This is a genomic window from Arthrobacter glycogeni (assembly GCF_054510815.1).
Map to the genome: position 1 here is coordinate 94,393 of NZ_JBTNDV010000011.1, position 15,689 is coordinate 110,081.

At 64.2% G+C, this 15,689-nt stretch carries 16 protein-coding genes; 5 read left to right on the forward strand and 11 right to left on the reverse strand.

Annotation, left to right across the window (positions count from 1 at the left end; all coding sequences use genetic code 11):
- Nucleotides 1-35: 35 nt before the first annotated feature.
- The 3 genes from ACX80G_RS12700 to pdhA are packed head-to-tail and all read right to left on the reverse strand — an operon-like array spanning nt 36 to nt 3,708.
- Nucleotides 36-1,508 carry a dihydrolipoamide acetyltransferase family protein gene (locus ACX80G_RS12700; RefSeq protein ID WP_459308049.1) on the reverse strand — a complete coding sequence of 491 codons (1,473 nt, stop codon included), beginning with the start codon at nt 1,506-1,508 and terminating at the stop codon, nt 36-38.
- Nucleotides 1,509-1,516: 8 nt separating this feature from the next.
- The gene (locus tag ACX80G_RS12705) at nt 1,517-2,524 is read right to left on the reverse strand and encodes an alpha-ketoacid dehydrogenase subunit beta (RefSeq protein WP_459308008.1); all 1,008 of its coding nucleotides are present in this window, start codon (nt 2,522-2,524) and stop codon (nt 1,517-1,519) included.
- The gene (gene pdhA / locus ACX80G_RS12710) at nt 2,524-3,708 is read right to left on the reverse strand and encodes a pyruvate dehydrogenase (acetyl-transferring) E1 component subunit alpha (protein WP_459308009.1); all 1,185 of its coding nucleotides are present in this window, start codon (nt 3,706-3,708) and stop codon (nt 2,524-2,526) included. The genes ACX80G_RS12705 and pdhA overlap by 1 nt, the downstream gene beginning before the upstream one ends.
- A 203-nt stretch (nt 3,709-3,911) precedes the next feature.
- Between pdhA and ACX80G_RS12715 the strand changes: the two genes are divergently transcribed.
- Entirely contained in the window at nt 3,912-4,391 is a 480-nt protein-coding gene (locus ACX80G_RS12715) for an Lrp/AsnC family transcriptional regulator (protein ID WP_459308010.1), read from the forward strand.
- A gap of 99 nt (nt 4,392-4,490) precedes the next feature.
- Here the strand turns inward: ACX80G_RS12715 and ACX80G_RS12720 are convergent, their stop codons facing one another.
- Both ACX80G_RS12720 and ACX80G_RS12725 read right to left on the reverse strand, forming a co-directional pair.
- The gene (locus tag ACX80G_RS12720; RefSeq protein WP_459308011.1) at nt 4,491-6,113 is read right to left on the reverse strand and encodes a monocarboxylic acid transporter; all 1,623 of its coding nucleotides are present in this window, start codon (nt 6,111-6,113) and stop codon (nt 4,491-4,493) included.
- Nucleotides 6,110-6,493: a DUF485 domain-containing protein gene (locus tag ACX80G_RS12725; protein WP_459308012.1), complete on the reverse strand. Its 384-nt coding sequence runs from the start codon at nt 6,491-6,493 to the stop codon at nt 6,110-6,112. Before ACX80G_RS12725 ends, ACX80G_RS12720 begins: the two co-directional genes overlap by 4 nt.
- Before the next feature lie 225 nt (nt 6,494-6,718).
- Here ACX80G_RS12725 and ACX80G_RS12730 point away from each other — a divergent pair, with 225 nt between their 5' ends.
- The 4 genes from ACX80G_RS12730 to ACX80G_RS12745 all read left to right on the forward strand — a co-directional run bounded on the left by ACX80G_RS12730 (nt 6,719) and on the right by ACX80G_RS12745 (nt 10,602).
- Complete coding sequence (locus ACX80G_RS12730; protein ID WP_459308013.1) at nt 6,719-7,906, forward strand: sensor histidine kinase; 1,188 nt, start codon at nt 6,719-6,721, stop codon at nt 7,904-7,906.
- A 73-nt stretch (nt 7,907-7,979) separates the two neighbouring features.
- Nucleotides 7,980-8,714, forward strand: a complete 735-nt coding sequence (locus ACX80G_RS12735; protein ID WP_459308014.1) for a LytR/AlgR family response regulator transcription factor — start codon at nt 7,980-7,982, stop codon at nt 8,712-8,714.
- Between the two features lie 10 nt (nt 8,715-8,724).
- Nucleotides 8,725-9,108, forward strand: coding sequence for a DUF485 domain-containing protein (locus ACX80G_RS12740; protein ID WP_459308015.1), 384 nt, complete (start codon nt 8,725-8,727; stop codon nt 9,106-9,108).
- An 18-nt stretch (nt 9,109-9,126) separates the two neighbouring features.
- Complete coding sequence (locus ACX80G_RS12745; RefSeq protein WP_459308050.1) at nt 9,127-10,602, forward strand: sodium/solute symporter; 1,476 nt, start codon at nt 9,127-9,129, stop codon at nt 10,600-10,602.
- Between the two features lie 7 nt (nt 10,603-10,609).
- Here ACX80G_RS12745 and ACX80G_RS12750 read toward each other — a convergent pair whose 3' ends face one another.
- The 6 genes from ACX80G_RS12750 to rpsB all read right to left on the reverse strand — a co-directional run bounded on the left by ACX80G_RS12750 (nt 10,610) and on the right by rpsB (nt 15,594).
- Nucleotides 10,610-11,188: a DivIVA domain-containing protein gene (locus ACX80G_RS12750; protein ID WP_459308016.1), complete on the reverse strand. Its 579-nt coding sequence runs from the start codon at nt 11,186-11,188 to the stop codon at nt 10,610-10,612.
- Nucleotides 11,189-11,222: 34 nt separating this feature from the next.
- Nucleotides 11,223-12,188, reverse strand: coding sequence for a phosphatidate cytidylyltransferase (locus tag ACX80G_RS12755; RefSeq protein WP_459308017.1), 966 nt, complete (start codon nt 12,186-12,188; stop codon nt 11,223-11,225).
- The gene (gene frr / locus ACX80G_RS12760) at nt 12,188-12,745 is read right to left on the reverse strand and encodes a ribosome recycling factor (RefSeq protein WP_459308018.1); all 558 of its coding nucleotides are present in this window, start codon (nt 12,743-12,745) and stop codon (nt 12,188-12,190) included. Before frr ends, ACX80G_RS12755 begins: the two co-directional genes overlap by 1 nt.
- 110 nt (nt 12,746-12,855) lie before the next feature.
- Nucleotides 12,856-13,596 (reverse strand): UMP kinase, encoded by a 741-nt coding sequence (pyrH, locus tag ACX80G_RS12765; protein ID WP_459308019.1) that lies wholly within the window; start codon nt 13,594-13,596, stop codon nt 12,856-12,858.
- Nucleotides 13,597-13,737: 141 nt separating this feature from the next.
- Complete coding sequence (gene tsf, locus ACX80G_RS12770; RefSeq protein WP_459308020.1) at nt 13,738-14,574, reverse strand: translation elongation factor Ts; 837 nt, start codon at nt 14,572-14,574, stop codon at nt 13,738-13,740.
- A gap of 108 nt (nt 14,575-14,682) precedes the next feature.
- Nucleotides 14,683-15,594 carry a 30S ribosomal protein S2 gene (gene rpsB / locus ACX80G_RS12775; protein ID WP_459308021.1) on the reverse strand — a complete coding sequence of 304 codons (912 nt, stop codon included), beginning with the start codon at nt 15,592-15,594 and terminating at the stop codon, nt 14,683-14,685.
- Nucleotides 15,595-15,689: the final 95 nt, after the last annotated feature.

Sequence of the window (15,689 nt, forward strand, 5' to 3'; positions counted from 1 at the left end):
TCGAAAGTGAGTCTGCTGCCCGCGCGTCGCCTCTGCTAGATCATGGTCAGGACCATGCCGGGATCGGACAGGATGGTTCCGATATCGGCAAGGAACCGTGATCCCTGCTCTCCGTCGACCAGCCTGTGGTCGAAGGACAGGCTCAACGTCATCACCGAGCGCAACGCGATCTCGCCCTGGTACTCCCACGGGGTCCGACGGACGGCTCCCATCGCCAGGATGGCTGCCTCCCCCGGATTGAGGATCGGCGTGCCGGCATCGATCCCGAACACCCCAACATTGGTGATGGAGATGGTCCCATCGGAGAGGTCGGCCGGGCTGGTCTTCCCAGCGCGTGCAGTCTCGGTGAGTCCGGTCAATGCCTGAGCGATCTCCTTGAGCGTCAGCTGATCGGCATCCTTGATGTTCGGCACCATCAGTCCCCGCGGCGTCGCGGCAGCAATGCCGAGGTTCACGTAGTGGTGCTGCACGATCTCGGAACTGGCAGCGTCCCAGCGGGTATTGACCGTCGGGTTGCGGTCCGCCGCAATACAGAGCGCCTTGGCGACCACTGTGAGCGGGGTGATCTTCACACCGGCAAACGCCCGGCTGGCTTTCAGCCGTGCGATGAGGTCCATGGTGGGCGTGACATCGATCGTGAGGAACTCGGTCACGTGCGGCGCGGTAAACGCGCTCGCGACCATCGCCGCAGCGGTGTGCTTGCGGACTCCCTTAATCGGTGTCCTGGTTTCCCGCTGGGTTGACCGCTGCGGCCTGGCGGCCATCTCCGGCTCAACTACCGGTTGCTCGCGGTGGCTGACCGCGCCCACCACATCGTCACGGGTAATCAGCCCGGCGGGACCGGATCCGGTCACCGATGCGAGCTCGATCCCAAGGTCGCGGGCAAGCTTCCGCACGGGTGGAGTGGATCGGGGACGTCCCGACGGAGAGGTGGCCAGCGGGCTAGCCGTTGGTTCAGGCGCCGGCACAGCGCGCGGCAGCACAGCGGGTGCCGGCGCTAGTGCCGCTGGTACCGCTGGTACCGCTAGTGCCGCTGGTACCGATACTGGCAGCAGGCTCGCTACAGCCGATCCACCTACAGCCGCTCCGCCTCGCGCACGCCGGGCCGGACGGCCACCCTTCTCGACTGCTGCGCCATACCCCACCAGGTTGGGTTCGCGTTTGGCGGGGACATCCCCGTCGGTCGTTCCCGCAACAGCCTCCGCGCGGTCAGAACCCGCGGCCGCCGGCCCCCCGACCCCGGGGCTCCCTCCCTTCGCTCCTTCGACAGCTGGAACATCAAACGAAATGATCGGTGCCCCTACCTCGACCACCGTGCCCGGCTGCTCGTGCAGCCTGGCGACCACCCCGGCATAGGGCGACGGCAACTCGACCACCGCTTTGGCGGTCTCGACGTCGGCAATGATCTGGTTAAGTTCGACGACGTCGCCCTCGGCGACATGCCAGCTGACAATCTCCGATTCGGTCAGACCTTCGCCAAGATCCGGGAGCCTGAATTCCTTGATCACAGTTGCCACTACCTTTCGAGCCCGCTCAGCGAATTGGTCCGTCCCAGGACGCGGTCAACGCCGTCGAGAATACGATCCAGATCGGGCAGGTGATGAAATTCGAGTTTGGAGTACGGGTACGGGATGTCGAAGCCGGTCACCCGAACCGGTGCGTGCTCCAGATAGTCGAAGCAGCGTTCGGTGATGCTGGCAGCAATCTCAGCGCCCAATCCGCCCGACTGTGCCGCCTCGTGAGTGATCACCAGCCGGCCGGTCTTACGCACCGAAGCCTCAATGGTGGCGAAGTCGATGGGGGCGAGCGACCGCAGGTCAATCACCTCGACGGAGACACCGTCGTCGGACGCCGCGATTGCCGCGTCCCGCGCGGTGGGAACCAGCGGACCGTACGTGACCAGGGTGACGTCGCTGCCCTGGGTGACCACGTGAGCGTCTTCCATCGATGTTGCTGACAGGTCGATCGACTCATCCACCTCGCCCTTGACGTGGTAACGGCGCTTCGGCTCGAAGTACAGCACCGGGTCGTCGCTGGCGATCGCCTGCTGGATCATCGTGTACGCGTCCTGCGGGTTGGAAACGCTCACCACCCTCAACCCGGAGGTGTGGGTGAAGTAGGCTTCCGGCGACTCGGAGTGATGCTCGGGTGACCCGATGCCCCCACCAAACGGCACCCTGATGGTGATGGGCATCTTCACGGCGCCCTGGGTCCGGTAATACAGCTTCGCCACCTGGCAGACGATCTGGTCAAACGCCGGATAGATAAACCCGTCGAACTGGATTTCCACCACCGGTCGGTACCCGCGGTACGCCATCCCGACGGCGGTGCCCATGATGGCCGACTCGGCCAACGGGGTGTCAAGGACACGGTGCTCGCCGAAATCCTTCTGCAGCCCCTCAGTGATGCGGAAGACACCGCCGAGCTTCCCGATGTCTTCACCCATGAGGATCACCTTCGGATCGTTCTCCATGGCCCTGCGCATACCGGCGTTGATGGCCCGGCCAAAGGTCATCGTGGACATTAGTGGCTTCCTTCCGTGGCTGACCCGCTGGCATCCTGTGATGCTGAATCAAAAGGCGCTGAATCGTCAGACGCCAAGTCAACAGGCGCCGAGTCGAACGACGCCAGATAGCGTCCGTAGTTGTCCTGCTGACGGTCCAGCCAGGAATTGGGGGTGCTGTAGACGTGCTTGAAGACGTCCATCGGTTCGGGCTCGGGCATCTCAATGCAGCCGGCGCGGAGTTTCGCGGCGACGTCGTCGGCCTTGGCACCGACCGAGGAAATGAAGTCGGCGGTGAGCAGACCCAGTGAGTCAAGCAGCGCCGACAGCCGGGAAATGGGGTCCTTTGCCGCCCAGTCCTCAAGTTCGTTCGCGTCACGATATTTGGTGGGATCGTCGGCTGTGGTGTGGGGACCCATCCGGTAGGTGACGGCCTCAATGAAGCTCGGCCCGCCGCCGGTCCGTGCCCGGTCAAGCGCTTCGCGAGTGACCGCCAGGCAGGCAAGCACGTCGTTGCCGTCAACGCGTACCGAAGGGATCCCGAAGCCGGGCGCCCGGTTGGCAATGGGAACGTGTGCCTGCAGGCCCACGGGTTCCGAGATGGCCCAGTGGTTGTTCTGGCAGAAGAAGATGACCGGCGCCTGGTAGCTCGCGGCGAAGACCATCGCCTCGTTAACGTCCCCCTGGCTGGTGGCGCCATCGCCGAAGTAGGTGACAGCTACCGAGTCCGCACCATCCTGTTGGATCCCCATCGCATATCCGGTGGCATGCAAGGTCTGCGCACCGATGATCACCTGCGGGGTGGCCATGTTGATCGAGAAGGGGTCCCAACCCGCCGACGCGTTGCCCCGCCAGACCCGCAGGATGTCGGTGAAGTCAACCCCTCGGCAGTACGCCACCGCGTTCTCGCGGTAGCTGGAGAAAACAAAGTCATCCTCACGCAACGCGCGCCCCGAACCGATCTGCGCTGCCTCCTGCCCCAACAGGGGCGGCCACAGTGCCAGCTCTCCCTGCCGCTGCAACGCGGTTGCCTCGGCGTCGATCCGGCGCACCACCACCATGTCCTCGTAGAGCGCCTGCAGCGCCGGGCCGTCGACGTCGGCGACCCACCGGTCGTAGTGTCCGCTCGTTCGCCGAACACCCGAGGGTGTCAGGAGCTGGATCAGTGTGTCTTCTCCGGCGGAAGTGGCGTCATTCAGGGGCACAATTACACGACCTTCAATGGTGTGGCCGGGCCCCCATCCGGATCGCATGAGACGGAAAGGGAAGCCTGATCCTTGACCTCCAGGCGTCTTTACCCAAAGATACTGTGACCCTACTCACAGGCGCCATGGAGCACAACCGATAACCGTTTGATTGAGCACAATGCCAGATATCCGGCATCAGCACCGTGTTAGCATTGCGCATTATGCTACCCCTGGATTCTACTGACACTCGCCTCCTGATCGCCCTGGCGAAAGACCCCCGGCGCACGGTCGTGGCGCTGGCCCAAAAGCTGGGTCTGTCCCGCAACACGGTACAGGCCAGGATGGCTCAGTTGGAGAAGAAGTCGGTGTTCCTCTCCTTCGAGCGCCGGATCAATCCGGTAGCCCTGGGCTACCCGCTGATGGCGTTCATTCACGTCCACGTTCAGCAGCAAAAACTCGCCGCCATCACTGAACAACTGGCCAATATTCCCGAGGTGCTCGAAGCGTACGGGCTCACCGGTCAGGCGGACATCCTGGTACGGGTGGTGTGCGCCGACGCCGAGGACCTCTTCAGGATCAACGGGAAAATCCTCGGCTGCGACGGAGTGGAACGATGCGATACCTCCCTGGCCATGGGGGAACTGGTTCCCTTCCGGGTTGAGCCCCTCCTGGAGCGCGGGCCCCGTCACCCGGGCAAGTAGGGAGCGGCCGGGTCAGGCACAACCCCCTTACACGGCAGCAGGCCGACCCGATGTCGGGTCGGCCTGCTGCCGTGTAAGGAAATGATCGAACCCGGCGACTTAGTGTTCAGTCGCCTTTTCCGCGCCGACCCCGGTCAGGGACCGTACTTCCATTTCCGCCTGCTTCTGCGGATCCTCGGTGGTCTTGGCGAGGACGCTACCCAGCCAGCCGAGGAAGAACGCCAGCGGGATGGAGACGATACCCGGGTTGTTCAGTGGGAACAAGACGAAGTCGGCGCCCTGAATCATCGAGGTCTCCTTGCCCGAGACGACGGGCGAGAAGGCGATGAGCAGCAGTGCTGAACCGAGCCCGCCGTACATGCTCCAGATCGCACCCTGGGTGTTGAAACGCTTCCAGAACAGCGAGTAGAGGATGGTCGGCAGGTTGGCGCTGGCTGCAACCGCGAAGGCCAACGCCACCAGGAAGGCGATATTCTGCCCCTGCGCGCCGATGCCACCCAGGATGGAGAGGATGCCGATCACGACGACGGTCCGTCGCGCCACCTTCACCTCACCGTCGGGATCCAGGTTGCCCTTGCGGATGACGTTCGCGTAGATGTCGTGAGCGAACGAGGCTGCGGCAGTGATCGTCAAACCGGCGACGACGGCGAGGATCGTCGCGAACGCGACCGCCGAAATGATGCCGAGCAGGATGGGCCCGCCCAGTTCAAACGCAAGCAGTGGTGCTGCCGAGTTGACCCCACCCGGAGCGGCCTGGATGCGATCCGCGCCGATCATGGCGCCGGCGCCGTAGCCGAGGACCAGGGTGAACAGGTAGAACCCGCCGATCAGCCAGATGGCCCACACCACTGAGCGGCGGGCTTCCTTGGCGGTTGGTACGGTGTAGAACCGCATCAGCACGTGCGGTAGTGCTGCGGTGCCGAGGACCAGCGCCAGGGCGAGGGACACGAAGTCCAGCTGCGAGGTGCTGGTGGCACCGTACTGCAGGCCCGGGTTGATGATGTCGGGGTTTCCAGCGGTTTCCATCGCTGCACCCAGCAGCGTGGAGAGGTTGAAGTCGTGGAGAGCAAGCACCCAGATGGTCATGATGAACGCGCCGGTGATGAGCATGACCGCCTTGATGATCTGCACCCAGGTGGTGCCCTTCATCCCACCGATCAGTACGTAGAGGATCATCAACCCGCCGACGACGGTAATGACCAGGGACTGACCGATCCGGTCGTCGATCCCCAGCAACAGGGAGACCAGTCCGCCGGCGCCAGCCATCTGTGCGAGCAGATAGAAGAAGCAGACGGCCAGTGTGGTGATGGCGGCGGCGATGCGCACGGGGCGCTGGCGCAACCGGAACGAGAGGACGTCGGCCATGGTGAACTTGCCGGTGTTGCGGAGCAGTTCCGCCACGAGGAGCAGGGCCACCAGCCAGGCCACCAGGAAGCCGATGGAGTAAAGGAATCCGTCGTAGCCGTTGATGGCAATAGCACCGACGATTCCGAGGAAGGAAGCCGCCGAGAGGTAGTCGCCGGCAATGGCGGTGCCGTTCTGCGGTCCGCTGAAGGACCGGCCCGCTGCGTAGTAGTCGGCGGCGGTCTTGGTGTTACGGCTTGCACGGAGCACGATCACGAGGGTGACCGCGACGAACAAACCAAAAATGGTCATGTTCAGCCATGGTTCACCGACCTGGGTGCTTTCGACCGTCTGCATCGGCAGGGAGACCGGCATCATTTGTTCACTCCTGGCTTTTCAGTGAAGACCTCCGGAGCGGTGACCTCAAGCTCGTGGCGGATATCCGCGGCGATCGGGTCGAGCTTCCGGTTGGCGTAGGTGACGTACCCCATCGTGATGGCGAAGGTGGTGACGAACTGCAGCAGGCCCATGATGAGCCCGATGTTGATGTTTCCCCAGACCGGGGTGGACATGAAGTCCGTCGCGTAGGACGCCAGCAGCACATACAGGAAGTACCAGAGCAGAAAGAAGACTGCCATGGGAAAAACGAAACTGCGGTGGCGTTTGCGCAGTTCCACGAACTGCGGATTCTTCTGGTATGCGGTGAAGTCGACGGTCGCTGTGGTGCCAGCTTCCGGCGGCGATGGCTCGGTAGCCATGGTTCCTCCTCGTTGAGAACGTCTTCCACGCCGGGCCGACTCCGATTCGGTTAGGAGCAGCGACAGGCGCGTGAAGGTGTGACTCCCATCACCTTGCGTCCTGCGAGCGCGGTTTCACAGTACCGCAGCACGGTGTATCGCTCAGTGGACGCTCAGCTGCGGTGAGCGGACCCCTCGTGCGGCGAGTGGGACGACCGCGGAGTGGTTGACGGCTACTGTTGAGCAATGTTCAGCACTGCCGTCGACACCGCCCTAGTAGGCGCCATTGTCTCCCTGACGATCGCCATGGTTGCTGCCCTGGGATTCAAGCTGTCCCGCTCCTACCGAGACCTGGGGTCCGACGCCGACCGCGCCACCTATGCGACCCTGCACACCGCGGCGCTCGCGTCGGAGCACCTGCGTGCCGGGCTCACCCCCGCGGGAGCCTCGAAGGCCAGCAAGCATTTACGCAGCCTGCTGCGGTGCGACACGCTCCTGATCACCGACGAAAGCGCTGTGCTCGCCTGGGATGGTGGGCGCGAGATGCCCGAGCAGGTGATGGACCTGGTGCAGCAGGTCCTCACCAGTGGGCGGACCCAGATTTTCAGGGAGGCCCAGTTGGGCCCGGCCGCAGTACCAGGTGACGGGCAGGTGGTGATCTCCCCGATCCGCGTCGACAAGCGGGTGGTCGGCACGGTGGGCGCCTTCGCCCCGCACGTCAATGCCGGCCTGGTACGGGCCGCCAACGAGGTGGCCGGCTGGGTGTCCACCCAGGTGGAACTCGCCGAACTTGACTCCTCCCGGACCCTGCTGATGGAGGCTGAGGTGCGTGCCCTCCGCGCCCAGATCAGCCCCCATTTCATCTACAACTCGCTCAACGCCATCGCATCCTTCATCAATACGGACCCCGTCCGGGCCCGCGAACTGGTGGTGGAGTTCGCCGACTTTACCCGGTACTCCTTCCGTCGGCATGGTGACTTCACCACCGTTGCGGAGGAGCTCCGGTCCATCGACCGCTACCTGCTGCTGGAGCGTGCCCGGTTCGGGGACCGACTGAAGGTCAGCCTGGAGATTGGCCCCGAGGTGCTCAGCACAGTCATTCCGTTCCTCAGCCTCCAGCCCCTGGTGGAGAACGCCGTCCGGCATGGCCTCGAATCCACTGACGGATCGGGTCACATCACCATTACGGCGCACGACGCCGGAGCAGTCGCCGAGGTGACGATTGAGGACGACGGCGTCGGCATGGATCCCGACTATCTGCGGTCAGTCCTCGCTGGGCATACCGACGGGGTACATGTTGGGCTCCGGAACGTCGATCAGCGGCTACGCCAGGTGTACGGCGAGGATCACGGGCTCGCCATCGACACCGCGGTGGGCGCTGGCACCATGATCACCCTGCGGATCCCGAAGTCGCAGCCAGACCACCACGCCTGAGCACCTGTCCCACATCACAGGTCACACAGCCCACGTCACACGTCGACGGGCAGGTGCGCGTAATCTTGAGCACATGGTCAATGTTGTCATCGCCGACGATGAGCTCCCCGCAGTTGAGGAACTGGCTTTCCTACTCGCCAAGGATGCGCGGATCGACACCATCCACCGTGCCTCCAGCGGCGCCGAGGCACTGCGCGCCCTCGAGACCCACGACGTCGACGCGTTGTTCCTCGACATTCACATGCCGGCCCTCTCCGGCCTGGACATCGCCCGGGTCATTTCCCGGTTCAGCCGACCTCCCGCCGTCGTCTTCGTCACCGCTGACGAGGACCGTGCCCTTGAGGCGTTCGATCTGCGGGCCGTCGATTACCTGCTCAAACCGGTGCGGCTGGAACGCCTCGCCGAGTCTGTCCGGCGTATCTGTGAACTGATGGAAGCGGGCCAGGACGGCACCGCGGCCGCGCCCGAGGTGATCACCGTCGATCAGGGCGGTATCAGCCGGATGATCCGGCGGGACGATATCCGCTACGTCCAGGCGCAGGGCGACTATGCGCGCCTCCACACCGCCGAGTCGAGCTACCTGATCCGTATTCCCCTCAACGATCTGGAGCGTCAGTGGGCCGACGCCGGCTTCCTGCGGATCCACCGGTCCTACCTGGTGGCGATGAACCAGGTCCGTCAGGTCAGGATCGGGGCGGGCCGCGCATCGCTCCTCGTGGGGGACGCCGAGCTTCCGGTCAGCCGCCGGCACCTTCCGGTGGTGCGGGACAAGCTTGAGGCCACCCGCCTCCGGCCCCGACAGCCGTGAGGTGCCCTCGATGACGACGCCGGACGGCGTACCCCAGCGGGTGCGGGTCACCGCGCCGCGCAGCGCCGCCCGGCCGGTTGGCGGCTCCTACCCGGTCACCCGGGAAATGGCCGAGCAGTCGGAGGTGGGCGAACTGTTTGTCCGTTCCTTGATCCGGTCCCAGCTCAGGCTCGCCGTGGTGGTTGCCGCCGGCTTCCTGGTCATCCTGATTGGTATCCCCGTGATGTTGGCGGTCTTTCCACAAATCGGGAATCTTTCGGTGTTCACCATCCCGGTGCCCTGGCTCCTGTTGGGGGTGGGCGTCTACCCGCTGGTCATCAGCTGCGCGGCCCTCTACGTGCGCAGCGCTTCCCGCAACGAACAACGTTTCAGGGACCTGGTCGATGAGGACTAGGCCGCTGTGAACGCTGAACTGAATCCGGTGGTCGGCTACCTGGCGCTGGCCCTGGTCTCCCTGAGCACCGTGCTGATCGGCATCTATGGGCTGCGGATCTCGCGGACCACCGGCGACTTCTACGTGGCCTCGCGGACCGTACGGCCCTGGTGGAATGCGTCAGCGATCGGCGGCGAATACCTGTCGGCTGCGAGCTTCCTCGGCGTCGCCGGGCTGATTCTCATCTCCGGCGTGGATGCACTCTGGTTTCCGATCGGGTACACGGCCGGGTACCTGATGCTGCTCCTCTTCGTGGCCGCTCCCCTGCGGCGCTCCGGCGCCTACACGATCCCCGACTTCGCTGAAGCCCGCCTCGAATCGCTGATGGTGCGGCGCGTGACCAGCCTGCTCGTCGTCGTCGTCGGCTGGCTCTACATTGTGCCGCAACTGCACGGGGCCGCACTCACCGTCCAGATCACCACTGGGCTCCCGCCGTGGGTGGGCGCGGTGGCGGTGGTGGTGGTGGTCTGCCTCAGCGTCGTGACCGGCGGGATGCGGTCCATCACTTTTGTGCAGGCCTTCCAATACTGGCTCAAGCTGACCGCGCTGGCGGTGCCGATCGTCTTTATCCTGCTGCGGCTTTCCGCAACCGGGAGCCCGATCACCGATGCCGGTGCGGTGTTTGCTACCGAGCTGAATATTGTCGGTGACGCATCGCTGTACCGCAATATTTCCCTGGTGATCGCGCTGCTGTTCGGCACTCTTGGCCTGCCCCATGTGCTGGTGCGTTTCTACACCAACCCGGACGGCGCCTCGGCTCGCCGGACCACCCTCATTGTGCTGGGCTTGCTGTCGGTGTTCTACCTGTTCCCCACCATGTACGGGATTCTCGGCCGGATCTATACCCCCGATCTTGCGGCCGACGGCACCGCCGACGCCACGGTCTTGCTACTCCCGAGCCGTATCTTCGAGGGTACCGCCGGGGATCTGCTGTCGGCCCTGGTCACGGCGGGGGCGTTTGCCGCGTTCCTCTCGACGACCAGTGGGCTGGTGGTATCCCTCGCCGGGGTGGTCAGCCAGGAGTTCTTCCAGGGCAGCGTGCGCGGGTTCAGGCGGGCCGCAGTGATTTCGGCGTTGATCCCCTTGCTGTTGGCACTAGCCACCAACACGCTGGCGTTGGCCGGCAGCGTGAGCATGGTGTTCGCCTTTACTGCCTCCACGATCTGTCCGCTCCTGCTGCTCGGAATCTGGTGGCGCGGGCTGACCGATGTGGGAGCCGTTGCGGGCATGCTCGCTGGGGCCGTCCTGTGCGGCGGATCTATCCTGACCGCGGCGGCGCTGGGGCCAGCGGCGGCGCGCTACGAATGGCTTGAGCAACCCGCGTTGTGGACGGTGCCAGCGGCGTTCGCTGTCACCATCTTGGTGTCGCGGCTGACCGCCCGCCGGACGCCGGGAAGCGTGTCACGGGTCCTGGCCAGGCTGCATACACCGGAACCGGTGCAGGGACCAACGTAGGCCGCAACTAGTCGATGGCTGCCATCAGTTCGACCACGCGGTCCATGAATGCGTCGACCTGGGTTTCCTCGTAACCCTCAGCGCCCACCGCGTCACGGAAGACGGAGCGGCGTACGACGTCGACACTCAGCGGGGCATCGCTTTCGAAATAGGCGAGAAGTTCGTTGCAGAGGGTGTCGACGTCGTCGACGTTGTAGCTGGCGGCCTTTCGCCTGGTGGGACGCCTGAACCTTTCGCCGGGCTCACGGTGCAGCCTGCTTCGCAGCACGGCCGAGGAGCGGCCAATCTGCATGAGCCAGACGTCCTCGCCCTTCGCCGAGATCAGGCGGTCGCGCTCGCGCTGCGCGAAGACGTCCTCCAACCGGTCCAGCGCAGCGTCGACGGCCTGCGGCTCGTAACCACCCTTGGCGGGGTCGAAGGCCATCGACCGAACGTCGATGCTGCTCACCGGGCCACCGGTCAGGTCTTCCGTGTTGTAGAACTCGCGAGCCCGGGTGAGAAAGCTGTCCACTTGCCGAAGGTTGTAGCCATACTCCCGGCGTCCCACCCGCGCGAAGGGAGAGCTGCCCTGACGAGCTTCGTCCATGGTGTCCTGAGTCCTTTGGGTTGTGCGGCCGGGGCTAGAGGAATCCCGGTACCAATGTAACTGACAGCACGAACGCAACCGGGGAGGCGAAGACAATGGAGTCGAGCCGGTCCATCATGCCGCCGTGCCCCGGCAGAATATTGCCCATGTCCTTGACGCCCAGTTCACGTTTGATCATTGACTCGGCGAGGTCCCCGGCGGTCGCGGCGGAGACGGTGGCCACTGCCAGGACGAGGCCAAACCACCAGGGCCGCTCCAGGAGGAACACCGCTGCAACGGTTCCCACCAGCACGGCGCCGCCCACTGAACCGGCGAAGCCCTCCCATGACTTCTTCGGGCTGATCTTCGGCGCCATGGCGTGCTTCCCGAAGAACGCTCCGATCAGATAGCCGAAGGTGTCGTTAGCGACCACCAGAAGAAGCAGCGTCGCCACCAGCAGCTTGCCCGAAGGTTCCCGCAACAACAACATGGCGAAGCTGAGCAACAGTGGTATCCAGAGCACAACGAAAACGCCAGCCGCGATGGATCTCGCTGCATCCGGTGCCGGGTCGACACTGCGCCATAAGGCCAGCGCGGTGGTGGATAGGACGACGGCGTAGGCCAGGGCCTCGGGGCCGCCGAGGTATGCAGCAAACGGCAGCGCAATCGTCGCAACGATGGCGGGTACCAGGGGAAGCCGAATCTGTCGCACCTCGAGCGCCCGGGAAACTTCCCAAACGCCGAGCAGTGCAAAGGCTGTGGAAATCGCCACGAAGGCAATGGGCAGGTAGAGGATCCCGCCCAGCACCGACCCGAGGAGCGCGACTCCCACGGCGATTGCCGCTGGCAGGTTTCTTCCTGCCCGGGATGGGCCCTTCGGCGTGCCACGGGTCTTCCGCCCGGACCTGCGGCGGAGCTGCCGGGTGCCGGGAGCCTGCTGGGCGCGCCGCCCCCTCACCACGGCGTCCACGCTGGCCGCTGGCTGGGCGCCGGTGTTAGCAGAGTGGTGGGTGTCGCTCATCAGACCTCGAGCAGCTCGGTTTCCTTGCGCTTGAGCAGCTCGTCGATCGTGTCTGTGTGCGATTTGGTGCGGGCGTCGAGGTCTTTTTCGCCTCGCGATCCCTCGTCTTCGCCGGCGCCGCCGTCCTTGACTGCCTTATCAATGCCGTCTTTCGCCTTGCGGCGGATGTTGCGGATGGCAATCTTGGCGTCTTCGGCTTTCGTCTTGACCAGCTTGACGTATTCTTTGCGGCGTTCCTCGGTCAGCTCCGGAAGGACCACCCGGATAATGTTGCCATCGTTTGATGGATTGGCGCCTAGGTCGGAGTCCCGCAAGGCCCGCTCAATGTCGTTCAGCGCCGCCCGGTCGAAGGGTGTGATCAGGAGGGTACGCGCCTCAGGGTTCTGGAAGGACGCCAACTGCTGGAGCGGCGTTGGAGCGCCGTAGTAGTTGACCATGACCTTGGAGAACAGCGAAGCGTTGGCACGTCCGGTCCGGATGGTGGCGAAATCTTCCTTCGCGGCCTCCACCGCCTTATCCATTTTCTGGGTGGCCTCTAGCAATGTTTCGTCGATCACTGTAACTCCTAAGCAGTGCGCCCGCTGAGGTGCAGCGGCGCGTCGTCCGGTTCGATTTCCAATCCTAGTTCACGCGGGCGGCCCCGCTGGGGCAAACCGGCGGAGTCCGCCTAGGTGGTGACGATGGTCCCGATCTTTTCGCCGAGGATCGCCCGGGTGACGTTGCCCTCGCCCTCCATGCCGAAGACGACCATCGACAGGTCATTGTCCTTGCACATGGTCATGGCTGTCTGGTCCATGACCCGGATATCCTGGCGCAACGCATCATCGTAGGAAAGCGTCTCAAGCTTCTTCGCTGAGGGATCCTTATGCGGGTCGGCGGTATAAACGCCGTCGACACCGCTCTTGGCCATCAGCACCAGGTCAGCGTGCACTTCGAGGGCCCGCTGCGCCGCGACCGTGTCGGTGGAGAAGTAGGGGAGCCCCGCCCCGGCGCCGAAGATGACGACGCGGCCCTTCTCGAGGTGGCGGATGGCGCGGCGCGGGATGTAGGCCTCGGCGACCTGCCCCATCGTGATGGCGCTCTGTACCCGGGTTTCGACGCCCGCCTGCTCCAGGAAGTCCTGCAGGGCCAGGCAGTTCATGACGGTGCCGAGCATGCCCATGTAGTCGGCGCGGGACCGGTCCATGCCGCTCTGCGAAAGTTCGGCTCCCCGGAAGAAGTTACCGCCGCCGACGACGATGGCAACTTCCACCTGACCGACCGTCGCGGCGATCTGCTTCGCTACCGAGCGGACCGTCTCCGGGTCGACGCCGAGCTTGCCACCACCGAAGACTTCGCCGGAGAGCTTCAGAAGCACCCGACGTCGTTGGCTTTCCTGGCCATGCGTGCCCAAATCAGAGTTATCCATTGTGCCTCCAAGGGCGGTTGCGGGGTTCGTTGCTAAAAGAATACGTTGCGGTGCCGTCTGGCTTGTCCCATGGGGCAGGAAAAAGGGGTGATCACCGTGGTAACCACCCCTTTGTCCAACTGCCTGCTGTGCCTAACTGACCTAAGCTCCAACCCGGAACCGGGCGAATGCGGTCGGCGTGGAGTTGGCCTCAGCCAACACCTGGGCCACCGACTTCTTGGCGTCCTTGGCGAATGCCTGGTCGACGAGTACGCCCTCCTTGAAGAAGCCCGTCAGACGCCCTTCAACGATCTTGGTCAATGCTGCCTCAGGCTTGCCTTCGGCGCGCGCGGTCTCGTCGGCGATGCGACGTTCCGTCTCGACAAGTTCCGCCGGTACTTCGTCACGGACGAGGTAGGTCGGCGAGTAGGCAGCGATGTGGACTGCGATGTCGTGGGTGGCTTCCTTGGCGGCGTCGCCCTCACCCTCAACAGCGAAAAGCACACCAACCTGGGCCGGAAGGTCCTTGGACGTCTTGTGCAGGTAAGCATCGACGATGCTGCCCTCGATGCGTGCGAGACGGCGGATAGCCACCTTTTCGCCCAGCAGGGCGCCGGCCTCGATGACATGCTCGGAGACGGGCTTGCCGTCAACCGTGTAGGCGAGGAGGGTGTCGACGTCGTTGGCGCCGGACTCGATCGCTGCGGCAAGGACCTTGTTGGAGAATTCGACAAACGGGCCTGCCTTGGCGACGAAGTCGGTCTCGCAGTTGACCTCGACCATGACGCCGACGTTGCCGTCGACCTTGGCTGCTACGAGGCCCTCAGCGGTTGAACGGCCCTCGCGCTTCGTTGCACCCTTCAAACCCTTGATGCGGATGAGCTCCATCGCCTTGCCGGCGTCGCCGTCGGCCTCGTCGAGGGCTTTTTTCACGTCCATCATGCCAGCGCCAGTGCGCTCGCGGAGGGCCTTGATATCAGCGGCGGTGTAGTTCGCCATATGAACTCCTAAGTATGTTGTGTCCAAGAAGGGTGGTGCCTGCAGGCTCTGACGCCTGGGCAGATAGAGAAGGGGGCGCAGGTGAGACACCCGCACCCCCTCATCCGGTTACTTGCTGTCGTCGGCTGCTGGTGCTTCCTCGGCTGCAGGAGTTGCTGCTGCTTCAGGTGCGGCGGCCTCTGCAGGTGCAGCTTCAGTTCCGGCTTCCTCAACTGCTGGCGCGGCGTCTGCCGCTGGTGCGGCGTCTGCGGCGCTGTCGCCCAGCAGTTCGCGCTCCCACTCGGCCATTGGCTCGGTCGCGGCGTCGGCGTCGTTTCCACCGGAGCGGTTGTGACGGGCGATCAGGCCCTCTGCAACGGCATCTGCAACCACGCGGGTCAGCAGGTGAACGGCGCGGATGGCGTCGTCGTTGCCGGGGATCGGGAAGTCAACCTCGTCAGGATCACAGTTGGTGTCGAGGATCGCGACGACGGGGATGCCGAGCTTCTTGGCTTCGTCGATGGCCAGGTGTTCCTTCTTCGTGTCAACGATCCACACGACCGAAGGGGCCTTGGTCAGGTTGCGGATACCACCGAGGTTGGTTTCCAGTTTGGTAAGTTCGCGGCGCAGGAGGAGGAGTTCCTTCTTGGTGTGCCCGGATCCGGCCACATCGTCGAAGTCGATTTCCTCAAGTTCCTTCATGCGCTGGATGCGCTTGGACACGGTCTGGAAGTTGGTGAGCATGCCACCGAGCCAGCGCTGGTTGACGTAGGGCTGGCCCACGCGGGTCGCCTGCTCGGCGATGGCTTCCTGTGCCTGCTTCTTCGTGCCAACGAAAAGCACCGTGCCGCCGTGTGCGACGGTGGCCTTGATGAACTCGTAGGCGCGGTCAATGTAGGACAGCGACTGCTGGAGGTCGATGATGTAGATGCCGTTGCGCTCGGTGAAGATGAAACGCTTCATCTTCGGGTTCCAGCGACGGGTCTGGTGGCCAAAATGTACGCCGCTGTCGAGCAGTTGGCGCATGGTAACGACTGGCATGTCGTTCCTCTCTATCGGCAGGGCGCGTGGCGCCGTTTCTGCCTGTTGACGGTTGCTAGTGTTCCGTTCGGGATGAACGTCACTCCTGGTACCAG